The organism is Arthrobacter sp. ZGTC412, from assembly GCF_002929215.1.
Taxonomy (GTDB): Bacteria; Actinomycetota; Actinomycetes; order Actinomycetales; family Micrococcaceae; genus Arthrobacter.
In genome coordinates this window covers 1-22,962 of sequence record NZ_PJII01000019.1, presented here as the reverse complement: position 1 = coordinate 22,962, position 22,962 = coordinate 1, and the positions used below count along the sequence as shown (strand labels likewise).

The following is a 22,962-nucleotide window of genomic DNA, read 5'->3' as shown; positions in this document are numbered from 1 at the left end:
GGGTGCTACGGGAGGTCGGGACCGCCCCAAACCGCCAATGTGCTCGGCGGCCAGTTCAGTTGCAGGCTCCCAAGAAGAATCATCGAAGCCCTCGCCCAGCCAGTTTGCTGGAACGGCTGCGGCGTTGACGCATTCCCTGGGGACGGTGTGATTGTCGGTGGCGGGGAAGAGGGACCAGCCCTCAGTCCGGTGCACTTTCCAGTTCCGGTCCGAGACAAGCATCGTGCTGCCGAGCCGGGCTTCGAAAACGAAACCGGCATCAGGGCCCAATCGTCCGGTGGCCGGGGCTGGCTGCCAGAAGGCGTTTGCAGTTCCGTAATATGTGACCAGCACGGCTACGGTGTTCTCCCCTTCCTGAAGGAAGGGGGAAAGGTCGCATAGGTCGTACTGGAGCCGGTGGGGCTGTGACCTTGCCGGACCACGGGAAACCTCCTGGCCGTTCACAAACAACACGAAGCGCGAGTCTGCTGTCATGCGGGCCGGCGCGGTTGGAGGAACGACGTCCAATCGGAAGCGGGTGCGCATCATCGTTCGAGAAAATCCGTGGAGATCAACCCGGGCACCCAGACCAGCGTGTTCGGTAACGGGTTCTTCCCGTGACGGTCCTATCCAGTGGCCCTGCCAGGGCTGGTCGTCCATCGGGAAGAGTTTGTTTTCTTCCAACAGGCCTCCTTCCTCCCGGGCACCAGTCAGCTCTGAGAGGCTCAACTTTGTCCTTCAGCATGCGCAAGAGAACCGTCAGCCTCTGTCACGTGCACAGATGTGGATCCGGTCGTTTCTGCCGCTTTCAGTCGAGGCACCCACAAGATGCCGATTAGCCCAGAAACGGCCATGGTCGCTACCATCACGATCAGGAGGGCTGTGACGTTCGAGGCAGCAAGAACGGGAGTGAAGAGGGCGAAAGCGGCGGCTGCGTATCTGGACAGTGCGATAGTCAATCCCTGCGCCGTTGACCGGAGCAAGGTTGGGAACAGTTCCTGTGTCCAAACCTTGTAAATGGTTTCACCGGCGAAGGCGATGCCGAAAGCGAAAAGTACGTCCATTACAGCCAGGCTGACGAACGATATCCCGAAGATCAGGGGCACTGCGAAGCCCGACGTTGCGCAGACAGTTCCAATGATGAACCAGGCATTCCGTGAGGGCTTGTCTACGATGCGCATGAAGAGGATGCCGCCGAGGATGCCTAGCGGTAGTGACACCAACCCTACGAGTGAAGCCGTGGGTACATCAGTGCCCGCGACGTTCACATAAAGATAGGTGGAGAACTGGCCAATGGTGTTGGCACCAATGTTCCAGACAGTGTAGAAGAGACCCGTGGCCGCCAGAGCCCACACGAGCGGCTGGGAAACCAGCTTGCGCAAGGAAGAAAGTTCCACCCTGCCTTCTGGCTGGCCGTGGTCAGCGGAGACTTCAGCGGCAAGGACGCTTTGGGCTCGTGTCCACTCGCCTGATTCAGGCAGGCGGCTGCGCAGAATGAGGACGACAATTGCGACAACGAGCAAGTGTCCGTAGATGATTCGTCCTCCGAGATCGCCAAGGTCACCTACGAAGATGCTGATGACGGTTACCGACGCAATGCCAACCAACCAGAGCACCCCTGACAGGGCTACCATTTTTCCTTTGTCTTGGGCCGGCGCGCCTTCGGCCGCCATGGCCAGAGAGACGGGCAAGTCAGCCCCGATCGCCAGTCCGACGATAATGATGCCGATGTACAGCATCGGTACGACGGTGGCGAACGTGAGGATCGTCACTCCAAGGGAAAATAGAATCAGGGTAGACAGGAACACGCGGCGTCGGCCAAAGCGGTCCCCCAACCGGCCGCCGACGAGCGCGGAAGTAGCGAAGCACAGGGTCAGAAGGGCAGAGAGTGCACCGAAATCCCATTCATTCAGCCCTAGAGCCGGGGCGTACAAAACCAGGGCGATACTCGTGCCGACAATGGCCCCTGCATCGAGATATGAAGCCATTCCGGTCAGCAGGGCCGTCCACCACGGACGCGGCGTTGAGAGCCTGGTGGCTGTAACCGTTGCCATAGTCCTTCTCCTTTTCAGACGCCGCCATGGCGTCTGTTCTGCGTATCAATGAAATTGTTGGGTGCTGAACCCTGTCCCGGGCTTGAAGCCAAGGACGGTCTGCACGTGCGCTCCGTCCATGATCCAGAGCTCTTCGCTAGTGCAGAGCTCCGCCCGGATTCCAATGAAACGATTCATTTCATATTCGGCTCTCACCAGCTGGATCTTTTGCGGATAGAGCGGAGCGTCAATTTGCGGGAACGTTCCCGCAGTAAGTGTGGCCTATGCCACGTGAGCTGTCAAACGTCTACAAAAAGCCGACCTATGATGAGGGACATGGCAAGAACGACCATTGTGGATATAGCGCGGGACCTGGGACTGTCAAAAACCACTGTCTCCAGCGCGCTGAATGGGACAGGTCGCGTATCTGTAAAGCAAAAGGCTGCAGTTCATGCTGCGGCCGCCCGGTTGGGCTATGTATCCAACAGGGCCGCGCGCAGCCTGCGCGCCCACAGAATGGGCGCTATAGGTCTCTACTTGCCGCCAGCGGCCAACAACCTTGACTTCTACATGGACTTCGCCTTTGGATCCGTCAGCGGGGCGGCCGCCCATGACTGCGACCTGATCCTTATCGCCCGAGAGCCATCCTCCCGCCGGTCATTCGACTTGGACGGAGCCATAGTCGTAGATCCAACACCGGACGACCCCATCGTGGCGGCACTCCTGGACGCCGGCATCCCGACAGTTACAGTCGGCCTATTCTCAGGACCCGGAAATCACAGGGTGCGGGGAACATTGGAATCCCGCCACAGCGACTTACAGTCCACCGCCTTGGACGTGTTGGCGGAACGGGGCCGGTTGCGACCGGCGCTGCTCGCCGTAGATCAAGGCTTTAGAACATCCTGGGCTCTCGAGACAGTGCAGACCTACAGAAAGTGGTGCAGCAACAAGGGAATTGAGGCAATTGTCGAGGACTTAGGCGACATCGCCGAGAAGGATGCTTTGGCAGCCGCTATAGAGGCCGCGGTGGATCAGCGGCAAGCCGACGCGCTCTTAGTGGGAGGCCAGATCCCGGCCGGACTTTGTGAGGTAATCCTCGAAAGCAAAGGCTTGGTGGTCGGGCGCGACATCGATGTCGCAGCCCTGGTGGCGGCAAGAGCATCCGATTCTGCTCTATTCATCGATATGGCCCCAACGTCCTACGGATTGGAAGCCGTCGCCTTGCTAAACGACATCCTTGAAGCATCTTCTACCGAGCCGGTTCACCGATGGTTCGAAGGAGCCCGCCTCCGGGGCCAGTACGCACCTTCATACCAAGCGCCCGACTTAGACTCCTGAGGCACTGCGCGCTTAGCGGAAGGTTGGGTGTCCACTGGCCTGCCTCAGGTCCGGCTGACCACGAACATGCCTACTGGTGTTAGCGAGGCGGAGCTTCTGCGGGGCCTTCTAAGCCAGCTTCTTCAAAAACGGCCTCGATCTGAGCCGGTAAATATCGAAAAAGAGCCTGCACGGTGAAGCTTCTCGTTCAAGTCCTTGGTTTGGAGCCCGGCAATAAATCCTGTGCCGAGAATGCCCATGTCCTTCAGAGGTGCCCTTGCTTAGCGTCACGTGCATAGTCATCTGGTGGGTCAGTGGGGGAGTGCGCTACATATGCAAAGCGCCCCGAATCGGGCGACCAACTGTTGACGTTGAGGATACCTTGGCCGCCGAAAACTGGCCATGTATGGGGGAGTGGTCCACTTCTCGATCGAAACAAGTACGACGGCGACCGGCAAGTCAGCTGGGTGGCCAACAGTACCGCTGGGGAACCGGATGTAGCTGGCGTACAACCATCGGGGGAGAGGCGCGGGAACCAGTCGACGGTTTCGGACTGGAGAAGCTGCTCGAATCCACTGCCGTCCACCCGGATCCGGGCCAGTTGGGGCGTGGCCCGGAGCCGAGGTGAACGACTCCGTGTTCAGGTAGAGCCACTTCCCGTCGGGTGAATACTCGGGCCCGTCGCAGTGGCCAGGTCCGGCTTCAACGCGGGCGGCAGCACCGCCGTCGGACGCTATGGTAATGAGCCTGCCTGGCTGCGTGAAGTCGCCTGCCTCGATGCCAACGTAGGCGAGTCCCTTGCCATCGGGCCTGACGCAAACTTGGCTCTCCCTCTACTACGCGGGCGCAAATTTGCGCGTCTTATATGGCCGGAAGGACTCCTGAGCACAGTTAGCTCCTCACGAGGTCCGCCGCTCCGACGACGGGCTTCCCCTCGATCGTTGTGAGGACAATCGCCGCCTCAGTGAACTCCTCGGGCGCGGTGTTAAGGGGGTCGCGGTCGAAGACCGTGAACGTCGCAGCGGCTCCCGGGCGTATCGCCCGCGCGGGTGCCCCGATAGACGCTGCGGCGTGCGTCGTGAGGCCTTCGAGTGCCTCGAGCGCCGTGAGGGCCTGCTCCGGTCCGACAGGCGCACCGGAACCGCCGGGATGCCGTCGCGTCTGCGCCGCAGTCAGGATCTCTCGGGCGTCGGCCGGCGCAACCGGCCAGTCCGACCCAAGCGCGAGGGTGAGCCCGCGATCACGGACATCCCGAGTTCTCCAACCGCGCGCAGCGCGCTCTGGCCCAAGTCGCACAGACCAGTTGTCGGTCTGGTCGGCTCGAACAAAGCGGGTGCAGTGCGTGGGCTGCATGCTGACGGCAGTTCCGGAGCTGGCGAGTAGGTCGATCACCTGGTCGGTGATCGTCTCCAGGTGCTCGATTCGGTGCCTGATGCCGTTTGACGGGAGAGCCGCGAGGGTCTCCGCAACGAAGTGGACGCCTTTGTCACCAATCGCATGGGTACGTGTGCGGACGCCTGCCTTGTGAAGACGGCCGACAGCGTGGGCGTACTGGCGGGGGTCGAGCCAAAGCGATTGGGTAGATTCTCCGAGTGTGTCCGGGGTGTAAAGCCAGGCGGTTCCGCCGTCGACGGTGCCGTCGATCATCAGCTTGACGCCGGAAACCGCCCATCGCTCGCCGCGGCGTGACTGAAGGTCGATCACGTGGGTGATGGCGTCATCGAGAGATGCTGCCGGGCCTATCATCGGCGAGATCGTCAGTTCCAACGGCAGACCGCCGAGGGCTGAAACGTCCTCGAGCAGCAACTCGGCGTCCTCCGCCCCCATGTCCAGCGCGTGACCGGCCGTAAACCCTGTCGCCGCCATCGACACCAAGGTCTCGCGCAGCGACGTGACGCGCGAGGCGTGGCTCATCGGCGGCACGAGCCCAAGAACCCGTGTCCTCGCCCCTTCCAGCAAATGCCCGGTCGGATTGCCTGCGGCATCGACCACGACGGCCGAGGCGTCGCCGAATTGCTCCGAGCCCGTGACTCCCGCGAGCCGCAGCGCTGCGGTGGACGCGACCACCGAGTGGACGTCGGCGAGGGTAATCGCCGCAAGCACTCCGGGCGCGACACGGTCGAGGATTTCCGCGGACGGCGCTCTATGGAATGCGTTCACGTCCAGTCCCCAGCCGAGCAGCCATCCGTCGTCGGGGGTGTCGGACCAGTGCCGAGCGAGCTCGCGGGCGATGTCGTCCGGCGTTTCGCATGCGCTGAGGTCCACGCCCCGTGTCATTTCTATGCCGCCGAGGGGGTGAATGTGCGAATCGATCAGGCCTGGGACCATAGTGGCGTCGCCGAGGTCGACGACCTGCGCCGTCGGGTACTCGCCGCGGATTCGCCGCCATCCGCCAACGGCGGTGACGCGGCCGTCGACGACCGCGACCGCATCTCCGTCGACTCCCGGCGAGAGGGTGTGTACGGTCGATGCCCGGTAGATGGTCGTCACGGTTAACCCACCAGCCTGAATGCCGGCCCGCCGGGAACCGACTCGAGGAGCCGCCGTGTGTAGTCCGACTGAGGCCTGCGAAAGACGTCGATGACCTGCCCGTGCTCCACGACCTCACCGTGAAGGAGCACCACGACTTCATCGCAAAGCGCGCGAACGACAGCGAGATTGTGCGAGATGAAAACCATCGTCAGGGAGAGATCTCGCCGGAGCCGGTTCAGAAGCGCGAGTATTTCGGCCTGGGTCGACACATCGAGTGCAGAGGTTATCTCGTCGGCGATCACGAGCTCTGGCCCAACTGCAAGGGCGCGAGCGATCGCGATGCGCTGGCGCTGGCCGCCGGAGAATTCGTGCGGGTAACGGTCCGCGGTAGAGGCGTCGAGCGAAACCATCTCCAGAGCTTCGAGAATGCGCCTCCGATGGGGGCCCACGCGCGCCGCGACCGGGTCGATCGCCTCCGCGAGCGTCTGCGCGATGGTCCGGCGCGGGTCGAGGGAAGAGTAGGGGTCTTGCGGGACGAGCTGGATTCGTCGGCGGACCTTCTTCGAGACGCCTGGGGATGTCAAGTCGACCCCGTCGAACGTGATGCGTCCCGACGACGGGCGGTGGATGCCGACGACGGTCTTGGCAATCGTCGACTTGCCCGAGCCGGACTCACCTACAAGTCCGACCGTCGTACCACGCGCAACGCTCAGGGAGACGTCCTTCAAGATATGACTTGCGCGCGCCCCGTGGCCGAGGCTTACATTGACGCCTGCCAACTCGATCAGGGGTGTGTTCTCAAGCAATGGGAATCTCCTTGGACGTTTCGAGCATCTCCGGTGTCACGGGCATCTCAGTGAGCCTGGGCGTGGCGTCGAGCAGCGCACGCGTGTACGGATGCTCGACTTCGCCGGCGCGCAGCTGCGCGGCGGTTAGGCGCTCGATGATCTCACCATGACGCATGACGAGGATTCGATCGCAGAGCGCCTCCACAACACCGATGTCGTGCGAGATGAAAAGGATGGCAGTGCCCTCGTCGCGATTGATCCGCTTGAGGATGCGGAGGACTTCCGCCTGCACGGTGACATCGAGCGCCGTGGTCGGTTCGTCCGCGATGATGAGTCGCGGATTGGTGACCAGAGACGACGCAATGATCGCTCGTTGAAGCATGCCGCCCGAGAGTTGGAACGGGTGCTGGCTCATGCGCTCTTCGGGATTGCGGACGCGCATGTCGCCCAGCGATTTGACCAGCAGGTCGTGCGCGCTACGGCGGGAGTGCCCGAGGCGCACGCGAGCTACTTCGGTGAGCTGTCCGCCGAGCCGCAGGGCCGGGTTGAAGGTTCCTCCAGGGTCCTGATAGACGAGCCCAATGTCGCGCGCAAGCCGCGACTTGTCACTCCCCTTGACCAGATCAAGGTCTCCCAGCCGCATCGTCCGCGCGCTGACCGCGACACCCTCTGGTTGGAGACCCGCGACGGCCATCGCGGTCATCGACTTGCCCGATCCTGATTCGCCGACAAGCCCTACAATTTCGCCCGGACCGATATCAAATGTGATTCCTTTGACGACGTCGGCACCGCTGGGAGCCGTGACCGTGAGGTCCCGCACCTCGAGCAGCGCGTCCGGGACAGCCGAAGGAGCCGCAGGGAGTGGGACCGGGCGGGCGCGCCGACGGCGTCCACGGCTCCAGGGGTCCATCCGGGCAGCGAGCCCGTCGCCGGTGAGCATCGCGGCGATGCCGGCGAAAATCAGCATAACCGAGGGACCAACCACCTGGAGCGGCTGGGAGAAGATCGAGGGCAGCGCCTCATTAAGCAGGCGCCCGTAGTCGAAGTCAGGGCTCTGCACGCCAAGCCCGACGAACGAGAGGGCCGATATTTCCAGCAGCGACAGCGCGAAGCTCGACGCGATGAGCACGAGCAGTGGCCCGCCGATGTTGGGAAGCAGGTGTCGAGCGAACACCATGATGCCGGGCACCCCCAACAGCCGAGCGGTCACGATGAAGTCTTTGTGGGCGATGGCTGCCGTCATATTGGACGTGATGCGTGCGAATGCCGGAATGCCGGCGATGCCGATTGCGATAACGGCGGACACGGTACCAGGACCCAGGATGGCCGCGATCACAAGCGCAAGGATGAGCGAGGGGAACGCGACCGTGGAATCCACGACACGCAGGACGATTTCACGAAGCAACCGCGGCACTACCCAGACCAGCCCGCCGATCAGCACCCCGGCCACGACGGACAGGACGGTTGCCGCGAGCGACATGAGCAGGGTCAGCCCCGTTGCCACGAGCGCTCGGGAGAGGTTGTCTCTACCGAGACTGTCGGTGCCGAGCAAGTGCTCGGGTGACGGCTGCGCACGACTCTCCGGACCGATCGTGGTCGCGGCGCCCGACAAGAACAGCGGGGCCAGCACAGCGACGATAACGAGGACAGCCAACATCACGAGGCCCGCAATCAGCGAAGCCGGGATTCTTTTGCGTTGATCAGCCATTGCTCGAACCTCCAAGGGTGCGGGGGTCGATGACCCCGAGGATGACGTCGATCAGCAGGTTGATGAGAATGGCGAGCCCACCGATCGTGAGGACGATTCCCTGGATGAGCGGGTAGTCCTTGACGATGATCGCGTTCACTACCTCATTGCCGAGCCCTGGAATGCTGAAGACAGTCTCGATGACGATCGCCCCGCCGAGTAGGCCGGCGAGGATGAGTCCGCTCACGGTGAGGGTGCTCGTGAGAAGGTTGGGCAGCGCGTGCCGGAGGTAGAGCCGGAGCGTGCTGAGGCGCCGGCCGCGCGCAGTGCGGAGATAATCCTGCTCAAGCACCATGTAGGTCTCCTGACGAACCACACGGGCGACCGCGAAAGTCGGACCGAACGCGAGGGCCGCGGTCGGCAGGACGAAGGCGAACGGCGAGTCGACCCCGCCCGCTGGCAGCACCTTGAGCCAGAGCCCGAAAACCACGACGAGCAGGGTGGCCGCCACGTAGCCGGGAAAGGACGCGAGGAAGCCGGCGACGGTGCCGAAACCGAGGGCGAGGGCGGGGCGGCGTCCGCCGCGCGTGAGAACACCGATCAGCATTCCGAGGGGGATGGCGACCAGGATAACGACCAGGATCGAGGCAAACGCCAGTTGAGCGGTGTATGGCAGCTTTGTGGCGATCAAGGCGGTGACAGGGGTGCCAAAGCGGAAGCTGTTGCCCAGATCGAGGGACAAGAGCCCCTGCAGGTAGAGAACGAACTGTTCATAAAGCGGCAGGTCGAGGTTGAGCTTCTTTCGTAAGGCCGCGACCGCTTCAGGTGTCGCGTCCGGGCCCAGGATTGCGACTGCCGGATCCCCGGGGATCAATGGCACGATGAGGAACGTCAGCACGACGAGTAATGCCAGCGAGAGAAAAAGGCCTCCGAGGCGGCTCAGCGCGAATGATCCCCAGGTGCTCCGGGCGATTCTGTGGCCGATTCCGAGTGGCGGGGCCGGAGTGGTTAGCTCAGTGGTTGTCATCATCGCCTCTCAAAGAGCTGCGTGTGCTGCGCGAGCGGCGCACGACGGTCATGCCAGCGGAACACCTGCTCCATTTCGGCGGAGACGCGAAGCAGGGTGGCCTCATCGAACGGTGCACCGACCAGCTGGGCGCCGATGGGCACACCGTTCGCGCCCGTGTGAACGGGGAGGGAGATTGCGGGAAGGCCTGCGATGTTGCAGAAGCTCGTGAACGAGATCGTGCGTAGCTCGGTAAGGCGCGGTCCATCCGGGGCCTTATTGGCCTCATCGTAAACCGAGCCTGCAAGCGGGGTGGGACACGCCGTGGTGGGAGTCACTAGGACGTCGAATTCTCTCCCCCACTGCGCCACAACTTGTCGCGTCTCCCATTGGAGGCGATTCGCGAGTTCGACGTACTGACCGGCGTGTACCTGTGCTGCGCGGTCGTACCGATACCGGATGTAGGGGTCCACGCGGTCGAGGTCCTGAATCGGGGACGCCCAAATCGAGGCGCTGATGATGAGATCTGCGAATCCCTTCGATGCCTCTTCGGAGAAGAGGAAGGGATTCGCAGGCTCCACCGAGTGGCCGGCGAGTTCGAGGGCCGTCGCGAGAGCGTTAGCGGCGGCGGCGCATTCCGGATCCACGTCGACACCGGTGGGCGCGTTGAGCAGCAGCCCCACCCGTAGCCGGGGACCGGTGTGGGCGATTTCGCTGGCGTATGGTCGGTGGGGAGCCGGCGCGGAATACCATGCCAGCGGGTCAGGTACGCCGAGCACGTCAAGCAGGGCGGCAGAGTCTGCCACGGTGCGGGTGATGACGCCGTCGGTCGTGGACTGTTCCCATCCTCGGATATCGGCGGGCACACGGCCGCGGCTCGGCTTGAGGCCCACGAGCCCCGTCGCTGAGGCGGGAACACGGATTGATCCGCCACCGTCAGATGCGTGGGCGACCGGTGCCAGACCTGCGGCTACCGCGGAGGAGGCACCGCCTGAGGACCCGCCCGAGGTGAAATCGAGGTTCCACGGGTTACGGGTCTTGCCATGCCGGGGATTCTCAGAGACTGTCAGCGGTCCGAACTCAGGACTGTTAGACCGCCCGAAGAGCACGAAGCCGGCTTCCTCGAACAGGTCCACCGTGATCTCGTTCTGCTCCGCGGGCGTCTCGTTCACCGACAGGGAGGAATAGGTGCAGGGTTGCCCGCGCACGGCAGTCAAGTCTTTGATGGGGACCGGCACACCTTCGAAGGCGCGCACGTTCCGGCCTGACCGCAGCCGTGCGTCGGATTCGCCGGCTCGACGCAAGACGTCATCGCGGTCAATCCAGACGATGGCGTTGACCTCCGGATTGAGCGCGTCATGCCGGTCCAGGTAAAACTCCGCGATCTCGATCGCGGACACCTCACGGTCGCGCAGCTTCCTCGCGAGTTCCACCGCGGAGATAAAGGGGTCCATGGCTTTTTCCTCTTTTGCCTCAGGGGACGAGGTCGCGCTCTGTGCGCGACCTCGTCCGTTACAGTTAGTCAGCGATCCGGAAGACCGGGTCATCAAGAGACCCGCCGAGCATCTGAACAGTGAAGCCCGGGCGCTGTACATAGATGAAAGGACTGTTCATCAGCGGCACCGCATCAACCCGCCCGATCAGCGCGTCGATGGCCGTGTTCAGGTGCTTGCAGCGCGCGTCGGCGTCCGTTGCCGTCCGCGAGGACGCGAAGGCGTCCTCGGCGCCGGGGTTCGTCACGCCGCCGATGTTGCCACCGCCCTGTTCGATCACCGGTCCGGTGAATGAGCTGAGCGGGCTTGTCAGGGATCCGAGGAAGTTAAGGTCGGCGAACATCGTCACGTCCCAAGCCTCGGGCTCGCCGAAGACCGTTGTGATCCAGGTTCCGACATCGGTGTTCTCGATCTCGACGTCGGCACCCGCAGCGCGGAGCGCTTCCGCGACGTACTCATTCCCGGCGCCGGCGATCAGCGGCCCGATGAAGCGGATGGAAACCCCGTCAAGCGCCGTCTTTGCGGCTTTCGGGTCGTGCTCAGGGATGAGCGGGTTCTTATCGGGCACGCAGGGAGTCGCAAATGACGCCAGGGAAGACGCGAGCTCGCCATTACCCTCCGACACGATGTTCTCGAACATCGCCCGGTCGACCGCCTGTGCGACACCGCGCCGGAGGGCCTCGTCCGTGAACGGGCTGCCATCACGCTCGTTGAAGAGAAGGTAGTAGTCGGAGAAGCGGTTCACTGCGAGCTCGTACCCATCCATCCCGTCAAAGCGCTGCATGTTCTGCGGGGCGATGCCTCCGATGTCGAGCTGGCCGCTGATTACCAGGTTGGAGGTCGCCGTCGTGTCAGCCGGGACCGAGTAAACGAGCTTTTTCGCGGGGGTTCCCTCCACCGCGGTAGTCCACTCCGGCCACGCGTCGTAGTCGCCGCGCAGTGTGTACTCGTACTTCACCCCGGGTTCGAAAGACGTCAGCGTGTACGGGCCGGATTCGCTTCCCTCGACCTTGCCTTCCGCCAGGCCCTTGGGGTCAGCGATGCCTGCCGGGCAGACGATGCCAGTGCTAGAGATCGACAATCCGGTGAGCAGGTCGGGCCACGGCGTCTCGAGGTCGATGGTGACGGTGCCCGCGTCATCGTTCGCTGTGATGACCGGGACGTTGCCACCGAATACCTGCGGAGGAACTGTGGACCCGGTGTCGGGTCGCGCGAAAAACTCGAGGGAGTTCTTTACGACCGTCGGTGTGATCTCGGTCCCGTCGGAGCACGTGGCGCCCTTACGGAGAGTGAGCACGGCCTGGCTGGGGGTCGACGTCCACTCAGTGGCGAGACCGGCGACCAGCCCGCTTTCGTCCTTGCGGAGAAGAGTGTCGTACGAGGTTCGTGCGAGGACGAAATCCGGAAGCGACGCCGTCAGCGTGGGGTCGAAGTTGGCCGGCACATCGATCGTTGTGCGGATGGTGTCAGTGGTAGCCGTGGCGTCTTTGCCGGCTCCTGGGATGCAGCCCGTGGCCGCGACCGTGACTGCGGCCAGAAGCGCGGGCACAACGAGACGGTTTCGTCGGTTCATCACATTGCTCCTCTTGTTGGTGGGGGGTGGAGAGTTTAGGACTGGACTTCGAAGACATCGATCGTGGTGGCGCTCGGGTTGGTGGCTGCTCGGCCCACGAAGACCGAGCGGGTGAGCCACTGGTACTGCGGCGCTGCGGTGCGGAATCGCGGAGTCGTAAGGAAGTAGCCCATGTCTTCTGAACCGCCTGATTCGCCGGGCAGGTGGCGGAGGACGCCCACGTTGACTACGTCGATGACTGCGTCATCATGGGTGCGGATTAGGTACCGTGCCTCAACCTCGTAGGAATCGTCGGCGCGGTTGAGGCACCAGTCGCCGCCGCCGGGGATGATTTCGCCCTCGACGGCTCCCCGGACGGGGCCGCCGGTGATCGGGATGTAGTCGAGCGACTCGGTCGAGCGGCGCTCCAATAGCAGGCTCTCGTCAACCAAGGCCGTGATGGTGAACACGAGGCGTAGCTCAGGGGGCTTATTCAATGTCACATCATTCGTAGTTGCCTCGCTTGGATGCGAGGGTGTATGACGAGTGTGAGCTAAGTGAATGGCTTAGTCAATGGCGTTAACTTAAACTTTACATGGGTGGCGTAGTGCGCCCGCAAGCCCGCCGGCAACTCAACCCGAATAGAATGACGGCAAAGGAGGACTGCAGTTGGCCAAGGAACACCGCTCTCGCCGAAGCCGAGGATCGCTGTCGCAGGCGGAGATCGTCGCCGCCGCAATTCGGATCCTCGACGCCGAGGGCTCGGAGGCGCTAACTTTCGCACGTCTTGGGGCTGAGCTTCAGGCCTCGCCTACTGCGGTATACAGGCACTTCGCCAGCCGCCACGACATGATCTGCGCGATCTCCGACGAGCTCGACGCGATCTCACTCGCCGGCTACGAGCCAACGGATGACTGGCGCGCTGACCTGCGCGAACTCGCCCACAGGGCGTGGCAGACCGCTAACACACACCCGGCTGCGGCGGCGATGGGCATGAACCTTCTCACAGGTGGCATGAGCGAGTTGCGCGCTGTCGATTGCGTGCTTCGCGCCCTTCACGTCGCTGGCGTGCACGGCCGCGAGGCGGTCGTCCAGTACCAGGTTTACGTGAATATCGTGCTTGGATCGAGTGCCGCCCAAGGCGCACTCCTATCCTCCCCGGGGCTGGTCAATCCGCAGGGTGTCTGGTTCAGGACGCAGGTGTACGCGCCCGTTGATCCCGCGCAGTATCCATACGCGGACGCCGTGATGTCAGACCTGCGCCAAATCGATCCCTCCGAGGTGTTCTCCCGGACGGTGGAGATGTTCGTTACCAGTATCGAGCGGATGCTGGAAGGCAGAGAGTTGTCGCAATCGGCCTAGTCCGCTATCGCGGCAGCACTCGGCGTCAGACGCTTGACCCCGGTGACGGGGTCTGCGGCTGGCCGATACCGTCGCCGATAAACCTCCCGAAGGATCAGGTGATGCGGTAGGCGGTATAACGGACAGCGTCAGCGTCTCTGGCGCAGGAGGCGATGAAGATGGAATCCTCCAAGTGCCGCAATCTTGCTGCCGAGGTCTCAATCGTTATGACGGTGCGAAAGTAGTAGCGGGCGGGAGCGATATTCTCGCCCTTGAGCAGTGAGTCCAGGACGTCGGCTGGGCCGGTGCGCAGGCCGGTGACCTGGAGGTAAACCATCTCTCCGTCCGGGGTGCGAGCACTGTAACGGCTGTCAATGTCGATGGCGCCGTCCCCGCGAACAAGTTGCCAGTCCGCTCCGCCGGGCAGGATCCTGGCCTGAACGCCGCCGGAAATTTCTCCGCCGGTAATCGGGATGACCCGGCGGTGACCCGCCCGGGTTTGACCATGATCCGCCAGCGGGCCGAGACGAACATTCACCTCAAACGCACGCTCGAGCGCGGGAACCGTTGGAGGGTCGATCATGAATTCTCTTTTCTTGCGACGATACGAAGCGGCACTCATCCACGAGCGGGTCTTGGAGTTATCCCGGCCCCGGAATCAGTCGCCAATTGGCCCTCTCAGAGGGTGGGAGCTACTGTGCACGCCCTCGGTCTTCAGGTTGGACGATCAGCAGATCGCGGTCGAGGACGACTATATGCGGGTGGCACCGACTTAGACGATCCCAGCCGTCGGCGATGTTTGGGTACGGTGCAGTGGCTGCACCTATCACACGCACTGCACCTTTCGGGCTTGCTTCAGGCGGGCTGCCTGCGCGGATGCCCGTCTTGGAAGGTGCCGTATGCAGCTAAAGGGGTGCTGGGGTGGAAGGCCACTTTGCCCCCAACGACGGTCATGCGCGTGTGATTTGTTAGCAGTTCGGATGGCTCGGCGACGAGCGGGTTGCTGTCCAGTACGGTGAAGTCTGCGAGGTAGCCCGCCGCGATGCGGCCCTGCCGATCCTCGGCCCGGCAAGAGAACGCGGCGTCACGAGTGGCATGCCCGAGCGCGTCGGCGAGGTTTAGGGCGTATTTGGGCAGGTTGGCTTCAAGGGCCGGGTCCAGAGCGGAGAGCCGGGTTGATGCCACATACATATTGGGCAAGGGCTGGTGCGGGGCGGTGGGTGCATCGGTACTGAGTGCAAGGGTTGCGCCTGCGTCGGTGAATTCCGTCCAGGGATATGCCCTATCAGTGCGGTGGTCGCCCAGCACACCTTGCCAGTTTTCCTGGATAGCGGGATCGGCATGGACGGGTTGCATTGAAGCCACCACCCCGAGCGCTGCAAGGCGCTTGACGTTGTCTTCGGTCACCGTTTCGAGGTGTTCGATGCGATGCCTGCGGTCGCGGGGACCGTTGCGACGATATGCCTCCTCCAGGGCGTCGAGTGCTATGTCGGAGGCCTCGTCGCCGATAGCGTGCAGTGCTATCTGCAGCCCGGCTGCGTCGGCGGCCGCCACGACGGGGGTCAGGGATTTACGGTCCCAGATGGGTTCGCAGGAGCTGCCATCGGCGTAGGGCTCCTTCATGGCTGCTGTGCAGCTGTCGATGACGCCGTCAACGACCAGTTTGATTCCGCAAATCTGTAGCCAGTCGCTGTTGAGCTCGACGGCCAGTTGGACGGCTTTCTGCACTTGGGCGAGGTTCTGGTCCTCGGATTCGTGGCGGACCACAAGGATGTGACCTTTGACCCTGATCGGGAGGGTGTTGTGGTGCCGTGCCAGGGCGCGGCGGAAGGCTGCGAGGTCATCGTCCTGGACCGCCATGTCCACAGCCCCTGTGACGCCGACGGCGAGGTAGTTGGTGAAGGCTTCCTCCAGTTGGGCATCCCGGTCCTCGTCGCTGGTGTAGGCGGCGAGGGCGGGCCAGACGATTTGCTGTGCCGCGGTCTCATACAGCATCCCGTCGGCTTTCCCGGTGAGCGGGTTCCGGCCGATGCGCCCGCCGATGGGGTCGGGTGTGTTGTCATTAATTCCCAGTTCCGCCAGGGCGGCACTGTTGACCCATACCGAGTGCAGGTCGTTGGCATCCAGATAGACAGGGCGTTCGGGTACAGCTTGGTCCAGCAATTCCTTGGTGGGTTGTTTTCCGTCCAGCGAACTGTAGAGCCATCCGGCGCCAAGGATTCGTTGCGCGTCGGTGCTGTCGGCGGCCTCCCGGAGGCGGCGCTGAAGATCAGCAAGGTTAGTTGCCTCGCGCAGCGGGACCTTTTGCAGGGACTGCCCCATCGATAGAAGGTGTGTGTGGGCGTCGATGAATCCGGGAAGGACAAAGCCGCCAGCGAGATCCACTTCAGCAGCACCCTCTCCTGCCGCCTGTTGTGCGTCGGCTTCCTTCCCTACGTGGATGAAGCGGGAACCCTCCACAACGAAGGCGTCGGCGGAGAAGCCGTCGGTGGTGAAGACGGTGGCGTTTGTATACAGCGTGCGAGGCAAGGGAGTGCTTTCTTTGGGGGAGGGGCGGGACATCAGGCGATTGCCGCCTGGTTGATGTCGGGGGAAGGGTTGTTGGCGCTGGCCTTTTCGGTCCGGACCGAGACCCTGGAAATGAGGAGCAGCGGAACCATCAGGACCACTGTCATGCCGGCCAGGACGTAACCGAGGACGTCGTAGCCGGCGCTGGATGAGACGAAAGTTCCGAAGAATGGAGCGAACGATGACCCGACCAGATAGACCCCCAGGACCGGTGCGGACCAGCGGCCCGCCGCGTCCAAGGCAGCTGCGATGGCCACGATATAGATGAATGCGAGCATGTAGAAGGTGTTCCAGGCGATGATGACGGCCATGTACCAGCCGGGATCAGAAACAAGTCCGGAGAGCATCTTCAGGGCAGCGCCGGCCAGCAAGGCCACCGCCAGCGGTATGGTCCGGCCAAGCCGTCGCCCGGCCATTCCCACAAGACCGGAGGCGATCAGGCCGCCCAAGGTCGACAGGCTCAGGACCAGTCCCATTCCGGTTTCATCCAGCTGCGCCTGCTCGGCGCCCATGGTCGCTGCAACAGCCCATAGGGAGTCTTCGCTCAAAGCCCACAAAGCGAAGCATGCGAGCAGCCCGAAGCCTGCAAGGGCTGCTGTTGGCGAGGTCGTCTTCCTGGGTTGGGAAACCGGCGCAATGGTTTTGGTCGAGGGGCGGTCCGGCAGCCAGGAGGTGGTGAACAGGGCGGCCAGGGCGAGGCCCGCCAGCAGGCCAAATGCGCTGCCCATGCCCGCGCCCAGAACAGGAATGACAAAGAGGAGAACCGACACGATGGCACGGTTCGTGAATCCGCTGATGCCAGATGCACGGTCAGGATTTCGAAGAGCGCCCAGGGCAGCACCGCCGGCCGAAACCGCTCCGCCAGCTCCAAGCCCGCCCACGAGGACGCCGGCAATGACAACGGGCGCGGACGGGATGAAGGCAGCAGCACCGAAGCCTGCCGCGGTCAACACCAGTCCGGCCCGGGCGATAAGGTACCTCCCATTCCGGGATGCCCACTTTGATGTCAGGAGGCAGGTGAGCGCACAGGCGAGGAGCGAACCCGTCATGAGTGTCCCCGCTTCAGTATCTGAGAAGCCGGGTTCTCCTGTAAGGGCGACGATCATGACCGGCACCAGGTTAGCGGTCATGAAGCCGACCACACTGATGCCGAAGACCGAGATGGCCCGCGTGGCGGTCAGGGGAACACGCCCTGTTTCGTGGTCCTGGGACATGGACAGCTCCTTGCTGGGATGGAGTGAAGACCGTCACAAAATGAATGGCCTTCATTTATTATGAAGACCACCTTCCGTCAGTGCAAGGGTTTTATGAAAGGTTTTCAGAAACCCGGTTACGCCCCTTCACGTAGCCCGGTGAGGAGCATCTCCACGGCAAAAGCGAAGGCCGTGTCTGACCGCTTTGCAGGAGAGCCGAGATTGGCGATGGCCGCGGATAGCGCGGGAAACTGGCCTGGCGGGGGAGACCAGACAACTTCCGGGGCGGTAAGCTCCAAGGCGGACCCGAGGACGAGATAGTCCACGGTGGTGATGGCGGGGACAACTGCGCAAGCTGCCAACCCTGCATTCCCCAGGACGACGGCCATGTCCTCGTAAATGCCCATCACACCCAGATCCCGAACTGTCTGGGTTACCAGGAGCGGCACCAGCCGGGGATGCTCCAGAAGGCACTCACGGTACCCATGCGCCAAAGTCCGAAGCGCGTCCTCCCAGGAGAGGCCCTCAATATCGAGAGGCGCCCGACTGGAAAAAACGCGGCCGCGCATGAGCTCGACGATGTGCTCACGGTTATCGATGTAGTTATAGAGGGCCGACTGACTGACCCCCAGCTCCTTCCCGATCTTAGGAAAGCTGAAGTCTCCATAGGTATCCACCAGTGACAGTGCCGCACTGACAATGGCATCGACGGACAAAAGTGGCGATCGTGGGCGCGGCATGGGTCTCCTTGGCAGGATAGGGTCCTTTCAATCTAACTGGCCTTTCCCCGGGCGGATGCCATCACCAGCATTACGCCCACCGAACCCGTTGGGCGGGCTGAACTCCTTGGCGTGAGCGGCCGTTCCAGGCCGCCTTGTCTGTACCTTGGCGGGCACATATGCGACTAGCAGAGGTTGGATGTCCTGGTTTGGCCGGGCGAGTTTTCCGCCTTCGCGGAGCAACGCGTCGCGATCAAAAGTACCTCTAATCCGCGCCGTTGGCGCTCCTTCAAGTCCAGCCCTCCCCCTTGCGCTTTCAAATCGCCGATAACGGATATTTCGTCAAGCTGCAGCGACGTTCTGACACTGGCGCAACGTCCGCCCGAGCAGGGGAGGGGTTGGTGCAGTTGGCGTGGCACACGTACTGGTAGACGGTCGCATTGCGGACCGGTGAAACAGAATTGGCCAACGCGGTTCCGCGTCGGCCAATTCCGGGTTTGAGCTTTGTGTCTAGAAGTCCAGGGACTTTTTGGATGTCTCGGGCAGTTTGGAACATGCGATGAAGGCCATGATGCAGACGGCGACGAGGTAGATGGCAGGGGAGAGGTTGTTGCCGGTAGTGGCGATCAGCCAAGTTGCGATGAACGGGGCGGTGCCGCCGAAAATCGTGTAGGCAAGGTTGTAGGTTGCTGCTGATGCGGTGTAGCGCACTTTTGTGGGGAACAGTTCGGACATGAGGACCGCGGTAACGATGCCGGTCATGACGGCGCCTATGCCGAGCAGGAACTGCCCGAGTACTGAAAGCCCGAGGTTGCCTGTCCCGGCGAGCATGAATGCAGGGAAGACTGTGACGATTAGGACGACGCAGGCCGAGCGGGTGGTGTTTCGCCGTCCTATCCGGTCGGAAAGACGGCCCATGAAGGGGCAGAGCAAACCGGCGAATACAAGGCAGAGGCAGCTTGAGAGCAGCGATTCGGGTCGGCTGAGTTTGCCGACGACCTGCATGAACGTCGCCATGTAGGTTGTGAACGTGTAGAACGAGAGGGCGGTGGCGGAGATGAAGCCGGCCAGGGTGAGGATCGTCCGCCAGTGGGTCCGAATGGTTTCACGCAGTGGAGCTGCTTCGACTTCCTTTTCTTCTTCTATGTTCTGGAAGAGTGGCGTCTCGCCGAGCTTGGAACGCAGGTAGAAACCGAAGAGGCCCAGGGGTATTGCGAGGAGGAAGGGAATTCTCCAGCCCCAGTCGTTCATGCTGTCGGGGCCCACGACCTGGGCAAGGATGTATGTGAAGCCGGCAGCGAAGGCGAACGAGAAGAAGGTGCTGACGGGAACGAAGCTGGCGTAAGTGTTCTTCTTCTCCGTTGGGGCGTGTTCGATGACGTAAGCGCAGGCCCCGGCGTATTCACCGCCTGCTGAAAATCCCTGAAGGCAACGGGCCACCACCAGGAGGATAGGGGCCCAGATGCCCCACGTGGCGTAGTCGGGCAGGATGCCGATGAAGGCAGTGGATCCGGAGATCAGCAGGATCGTCAGGACGAGTGTTCTCTTCCGCCCGATCTTGTCGCCGAGTCTGCCGAAGAAGACCCCACCGATAGGACGTAACGCGAACGCCACAGCGAACACCGCGAAGGTTTCCAGTAGTGCCGTGGTCGGGTTGCTTCCGGGGAAGAACTTGGCAGCCAGGATCGTCGCCAGGTATCCGTAGACGGCAAAGTCGTACCACTCGATGAAATTGCCTACGGCGGCTGCGGAGATCACCTTCTTCAGCAGCTTTGGACTAACGGTGCCTGTCTGGTCAATGGTGGGATTCACGGTCAATTTCATCGTCTCCTGCTGGGGATCTGGGCCCTCGTGCTCGGACCGCTCGTTTCTTCCGGCATCGTTGCCGGAGGAAGGAGGTCGCCGAGTGGAAGATGGAAGCCAGGCCAGCATACGATGCCGGCCTTTCGTAATACATATCGTATTACCAGTTCGCGGGCCTGTCTATGGTTGCGCCTCACTCAGGCCCAGTTCTCAACGATCCTCCGGGCGCGGGCGTGGAGCGGGAAGTACGGGGCGAGAATCTTCCCCTTTTCAAATACGAGTCGTATTATGAAAGTCGCACTGCCATTCGGCACCGAAACCCAAAGTTGTGTGGAAGGACGGCCATGAACGCTCCGGAGATTATCGATCCAGGCGCTCTGCATGAAGAGAGCATCGTGATTGATGGACTCATCATTGCGAAGTGGGAAAGGGACCTTTTCCTGGATATGCGCAAGGGCGGCCTGACGGCCGCCAACTGCACGGTGTCTGTCTGGGAAGGATTCCAGGACACCGTGAACAACATCCTGGGCGTAAACAAGCTGATCGCCGAGAACAGCGAGCTGGTCATGCCTGTTCGCACAACAGCCGATATCCTGGCGGCAAAAGATGCAGGAAAGACGGGAATCATCCTTGGGTTCCAGAACGCGCACGCCTTTGAGGACCAGTTGGGTTACGTCAGTCTCTTCAAACAACTGGGCGTCGGTGTGGTGCAGCTCTGTTACAACACCCAGAACCTCGTCGGCACAGGCTGCTACGAACGGGACGGGGGACTTTCCGGCTTCGGACGTGAAGTGGTGGCGGAGATGAACCGCGTCGGTATCCTTTGCGACCTGTCGCACGTGGGGTCGAAGACGTCGGAAGAAGTCATTCTCGAGTCCAGCAAGCCCGTCTGCTACTCGCACTGCCTCCCATATGGGCTCAAGGCTCATCCCCGAAACAAGTCCGATGAAGAGCTGCGCTTCATCGCCGACCATGGCGGCTTCGTAGGTGTCACCATGTTCGCCCCGTTCCTGGCCAAGGGAACAGACTCCACCATCGATGACTACGCCGAAGCAATCGAATACGTCATGAACATCGTAGGAGAAGACTCGATCGGAATCGGGACGGACTTCACCCAGGGCCAGGACCTGAACTTCTTTGAGTGGCTGACCCACGACAAGGGTTATGCACGCCGGTTGACGAGTTTTGGGGAGATCATCAATCCGCTCGGAATCCGCACCGTAGGCGAGTTTCCAAACCTTACGGAAACGCTGCTGAAGCGCGGACACTCCGAGCGCGTCGTCCGCAAAATCATGGGCGAGAACTGGATGCGCGTTCTTGGGGACGTGTGGGGATCATGACGTATTCACCCGAGGTGCCCATCAGCGTCGACCCGGAAACTGGCCGGTGGACCACCGACTCGCTCCCCATGCTCTACGTTCCCCTTCACTTCTTCGTGAACAACCACAAAGCGATCGAAAGAGAACTTGGCGTCGAGCGCTACTCCCGGTTGCTCTACGACGCCGGATACAAATCCGCCTGGACGTGGTGCGAGCACGAAGCGGAGCTGCACAATCTGGCCGGCGTGGAGGTGTTCGAGCACTATTTGAACCGGCTTTCACAACGCGGCTGGGGGCTCTTTGAGGTACTCGATTTCGACCTAGCACGAGCGACGGCATCAGTCAGTGTAAGAAACTCAGCCTTCCATCAGCCCGACTCCAACGACCAGGGCACTGGGGATTACATGTTCACCGGCTGGTTCTCCGGGGCAATGGATCAGATCCTGCACGCCCAGGGGAGCAGCATGCGTACAATCAGCCGTCAGGTTCACTGGGAAGGCCAGGACGGCGCGGAGTACGGGCTATTCCAGGTTGCTCCGCGACAACTGCATTGACGGAAGAATATCCCCGCCTAGGTTTATGGACCCGGCGGTGTCGTCCGTGAGGAAGTTGAAGATACGGTTTCGGAAGAGCAGCACGTGGCGGCCGGCAATGCCTTCCGCCGCATCGGGGTCATGATTTTCATAGGCATCAATCAATTCTGAGTGGTCCTTTTGAACCTCGATGAAGTGCTGTTCCAGCGTGTCCCATGCCGTTGCACCACCGAAAGCCAAGTAGCCCAGCCGTTGTCCATGATCGTGAATGGAACAGGCAAGATTCGCCAGGTAGCCGTTGCCCGCAAGGCTGGCCTCCAGCCGATGCAACTCAGCATTGCTAGAGGCCACCTCCTCCGGGCGAGCATGCTCGATGGCCCGGATAACTTTGCTTTCGGCTTTCCGCAGCTTGACAATCCCAGCTGCGTTGCACCTCACTGCAACGAGGCGGCCTATTGCCCTTGCGGAGACCATGTGGGCTTCAAAAAGACTCGATAAATCCTGGATATCAAGAGGCTTTACAAAAAAGCCCCTCCTGTCAGGATCGGACACGACAAGGCCCTCGGAAACCAAACGAAAGAGCGCCTCGCGCGCAGGAGTGCGGCTGATACCGAGCATCTCGCTAAGCCCAAGATCATCGATAACGGATCCCGGAGCGAGTTGAAGAGTCATCACCTTCTTCTTGATCTCGCTATAAGCCCTTTCCATCACCGTTCTGGGGCGACCAGCCATCTCTCCCGCTTCCTGTATTACAGCTGTATACGTCTCACCTTCATGCTACAGAGCCGAACCTGGATATCGCCAAGCCGCAGCGATGCCAATGCATCCCGGCGCGACGGCTATACCGGGGTTCCCGCCGCGCTGGAGCAGGTCGTCGTTGGCGAGGGGATTGGTCATCAAATGCTGCCTGAAAACAGCCCCTCTTGGAGGCACTCCCCCGCCGGTTCTAAAGAGCCGATAATGGACCTTTTTAAGGCTACGGATTCATCGAATACCCAGGTATTGCCCTGCGGACGAGGTGCTGACTAAACGGCTGGAGCTAGTGGGCCCTTCCATCGAAACCGACGAGAGAGGGCCCACTAGGCCAAAGCAGGCACAGAGATCGATCTTTATCGTCCCTGAAGCGCCGCTGATCCACTACCTGGGGTGACGCGCCAAC

18 protein-coding genes and 1 pseudogene are annotated in these 22,962 nt (G+C 62.0%); 4 read left to right on the top strand and 15 right to left on the bottom strand.

Annotation, left to right across the window (positions count from 1 at the left end):
• Positions 1-51: 51 nt before the first annotated feature.
• Both CXQ88_RS22715 and CXQ88_RS17615 read right to left on the bottom strand, forming a co-directional pair.
• Positions 52-474, bottom strand: a pseudogene (locus CXQ88_RS22715) (alpha-L-rhamnosidase N-terminal domain-containing protein); the annotation flags it as partial.
• Positions 475-704: 230 nt separating this feature from the next.
• Positions 705-2,033, bottom strand: a complete 1,329-nt coding sequence (locus CXQ88_RS17615) for an MFS transporter (protein ID WP_104045429.1) — start codon at positions 2,031-2,033, stop codon at positions 705-707.
• A gap of 315 nt (positions 2,034-2,348) precedes the next feature.
• On the opposite strand from CXQ88_RS17615, the gene CXQ88_RS17610 reads away from it, so the two are divergent.
• The gene (locus CXQ88_RS17610; RefSeq protein WP_219816358.1) at positions 2,349-3,350 is read left to right on the top strand and encodes a LacI family DNA-binding transcriptional regulator; all 1,002 of its coding nucleotides are present in this window, start codon (positions 2,349-2,351) and stop codon (positions 3,348-3,350) included.
• Positions 3,351-4,220: 870 nt separating this feature from the next.
• Here CXQ88_RS17610 and CXQ88_RS17600 read toward each other — a convergent pair.
• From CXQ88_RS17600 to CXQ88_RS17570, 7 genes are all read right to left on the bottom strand, one after another.
• Positions 4,221-5,819, bottom strand: coding sequence for an amidohydrolase (locus CXQ88_RS17600; RefSeq protein WP_258061974.1), 1,599 nt, complete (start codon positions 5,817-5,819; stop codon positions 4,221-4,223).
• A 2-nt stretch (positions 5,820-5,821) separates the two neighbouring features.
• Complete coding sequence (locus CXQ88_RS17595; protein WP_104045426.1) at positions 5,822-6,607, bottom strand: ABC transporter ATP-binding protein; 786 nt, start codon at positions 6,605-6,607, stop codon at positions 5,822-5,824.
• Entirely contained in the window at positions 6,600-8,297 is a 1,698-nt protein-coding gene (locus CXQ88_RS17590; protein WP_104045425.1) for a dipeptide/oligopeptide/nickel ABC transporter permease/ATP-binding protein, read from the bottom strand. Before CXQ88_RS17590 ends, CXQ88_RS17595 begins: the two co-directional genes overlap by 8 nt.
• Positions 8,290-9,303, bottom strand: a complete 1,014-nt coding sequence (locus tag CXQ88_RS17585) for an ABC transporter permease (RefSeq protein ID WP_104045424.1) — start codon at positions 9,301-9,303, stop codon at positions 8,290-8,292. Before CXQ88_RS17585 ends, CXQ88_RS17590 begins: the two co-directional genes overlap by 8 nt.
• A complete protein-coding gene (locus CXQ88_RS17580) occupies positions 9,303-10,736 on the bottom strand; it encodes an amidase (RefSeq protein ID WP_104045423.1) in 1,434 nt (477 codons plus the stop codon). Before CXQ88_RS17580 ends, CXQ88_RS17585 begins: the two co-directional genes overlap by 1 nt.
• Positions 10,737-10,800: 64 nt before the next feature.
• Positions 10,801-12,348, bottom strand: coding sequence for an ABC transporter substrate-binding protein (locus CXQ88_RS17575; protein WP_104045422.1), 1,548 nt, complete (start codon positions 12,346-12,348; stop codon positions 10,801-10,803).
• 35 nt (positions 12,349-12,383) lie between these two features.
• Positions 12,384-12,824, bottom strand: a complete 441-nt coding sequence (locus CXQ88_RS17570; protein ID WP_181037588.1) for a DUF3237 family protein — start codon at positions 12,822-12,824, stop codon at positions 12,384-12,386.
• A 172-nt stretch (positions 12,825-12,996) separates the two neighbouring features.
• Between CXQ88_RS17570 and CXQ88_RS17565 the strand changes: the two genes are divergently transcribed.
• Positions 12,997-13,689, top strand: coding sequence for a TetR/AcrR family transcriptional regulator (locus CXQ88_RS17565; RefSeq protein ID WP_104045420.1), 693 nt, complete (start codon positions 12,997-12,999; stop codon positions 13,687-13,689).
• Positions 13,690-13,783: 94 nt separating this feature from the next.
• Here the strand turns inward: CXQ88_RS17565 and CXQ88_RS17560 are convergent, their stop codons facing one another.
• The 5 genes from CXQ88_RS17560 to CXQ88_RS17535 all read right to left on the bottom strand — a co-directional run bounded on the left by CXQ88_RS17560 (position 13,784) and on the right by CXQ88_RS17535 (position 19,972).
• The gene (locus tag CXQ88_RS17560; protein WP_104045419.1) at positions 13,784-14,251 is read right to left on the bottom strand and encodes a DUF3237 domain-containing protein; all 468 of its coding nucleotides are present in this window, start codon (positions 14,249-14,251) and stop codon (positions 13,784-13,786) included.
• 272 nt (positions 14,252-14,523) lie between these two features.
• The gene (locus CXQ88_RS17550) at positions 14,524-16,197 is read right to left on the bottom strand and encodes an amidohydrolase (protein ID WP_258061973.1); all 1,674 of its coding nucleotides are present in this window, start codon (positions 16,195-16,197) and stop codon (positions 14,524-14,526) included.
• Positions 16,198-16,229: 32 nt separating this feature from the next.
• Positions 16,230-17,450, bottom strand: a complete 1,221-nt coding sequence (locus CXQ88_RS17545; RefSeq protein ID WP_104045416.1) for an MFS transporter — start codon at positions 17,448-17,450, stop codon at positions 16,230-16,232.
• 116 nt (positions 17,451-17,566) lie between these two features.
• Positions 17,567-18,169 carry a TetR/AcrR family transcriptional regulator gene (locus tag CXQ88_RS17540; protein ID WP_104045415.1) on the bottom strand — a complete coding sequence of 201 codons (603 nt, stop codon included), beginning with the start codon at positions 18,167-18,169 and terminating at the stop codon, positions 17,567-17,569.
• Between the two features lie 489 nt (positions 18,170-18,658).
• Positions 18,659-19,972: an MFS transporter gene (locus CXQ88_RS17535; protein ID WP_104045414.1), complete on the bottom strand. Its 1,314-nt coding sequence runs from the start codon at positions 19,970-19,972 to the stop codon at positions 18,659-18,661.
• 323 nt (positions 19,973-20,295) lie between these two features.
• Between CXQ88_RS17535 and CXQ88_RS17530 the strand changes: the two genes are divergently transcribed.
• Both CXQ88_RS17530 and CXQ88_RS17525 read left to right on the top strand, forming a co-directional pair.
• Complete coding sequence (locus CXQ88_RS17530; RefSeq protein ID WP_219816355.1) at positions 20,296-21,291, top strand: dipeptidase; 996 nt, start codon at positions 20,296-20,298, stop codon at positions 21,289-21,291.
• Entirely contained in the window at positions 21,288-21,824 is a 537-nt protein-coding gene (locus tag CXQ88_RS17525) for a DUF5943 domain-containing protein (RefSeq protein WP_219816353.1), read from the top strand. Before CXQ88_RS17530 ends, CXQ88_RS17525 begins: the two co-directional genes overlap by 4 nt.
• Here CXQ88_RS17525 and CXQ88_RS17520 read toward each other — a convergent pair.
• The gene (locus CXQ88_RS17520; RefSeq protein WP_219816352.1) at positions 21,792-22,535 is read right to left on the bottom strand and encodes a GntR family transcriptional regulator; all 744 of its coding nucleotides are present in this window, start codon (positions 22,533-22,535) and stop codon (positions 21,792-21,794) included. The two genes, CXQ88_RS17525 and CXQ88_RS17520, sit on opposite strands and share 33 nt — an antisense overlap.
• Positions 22,536-22,962: the final 427 nt, after the last annotated feature.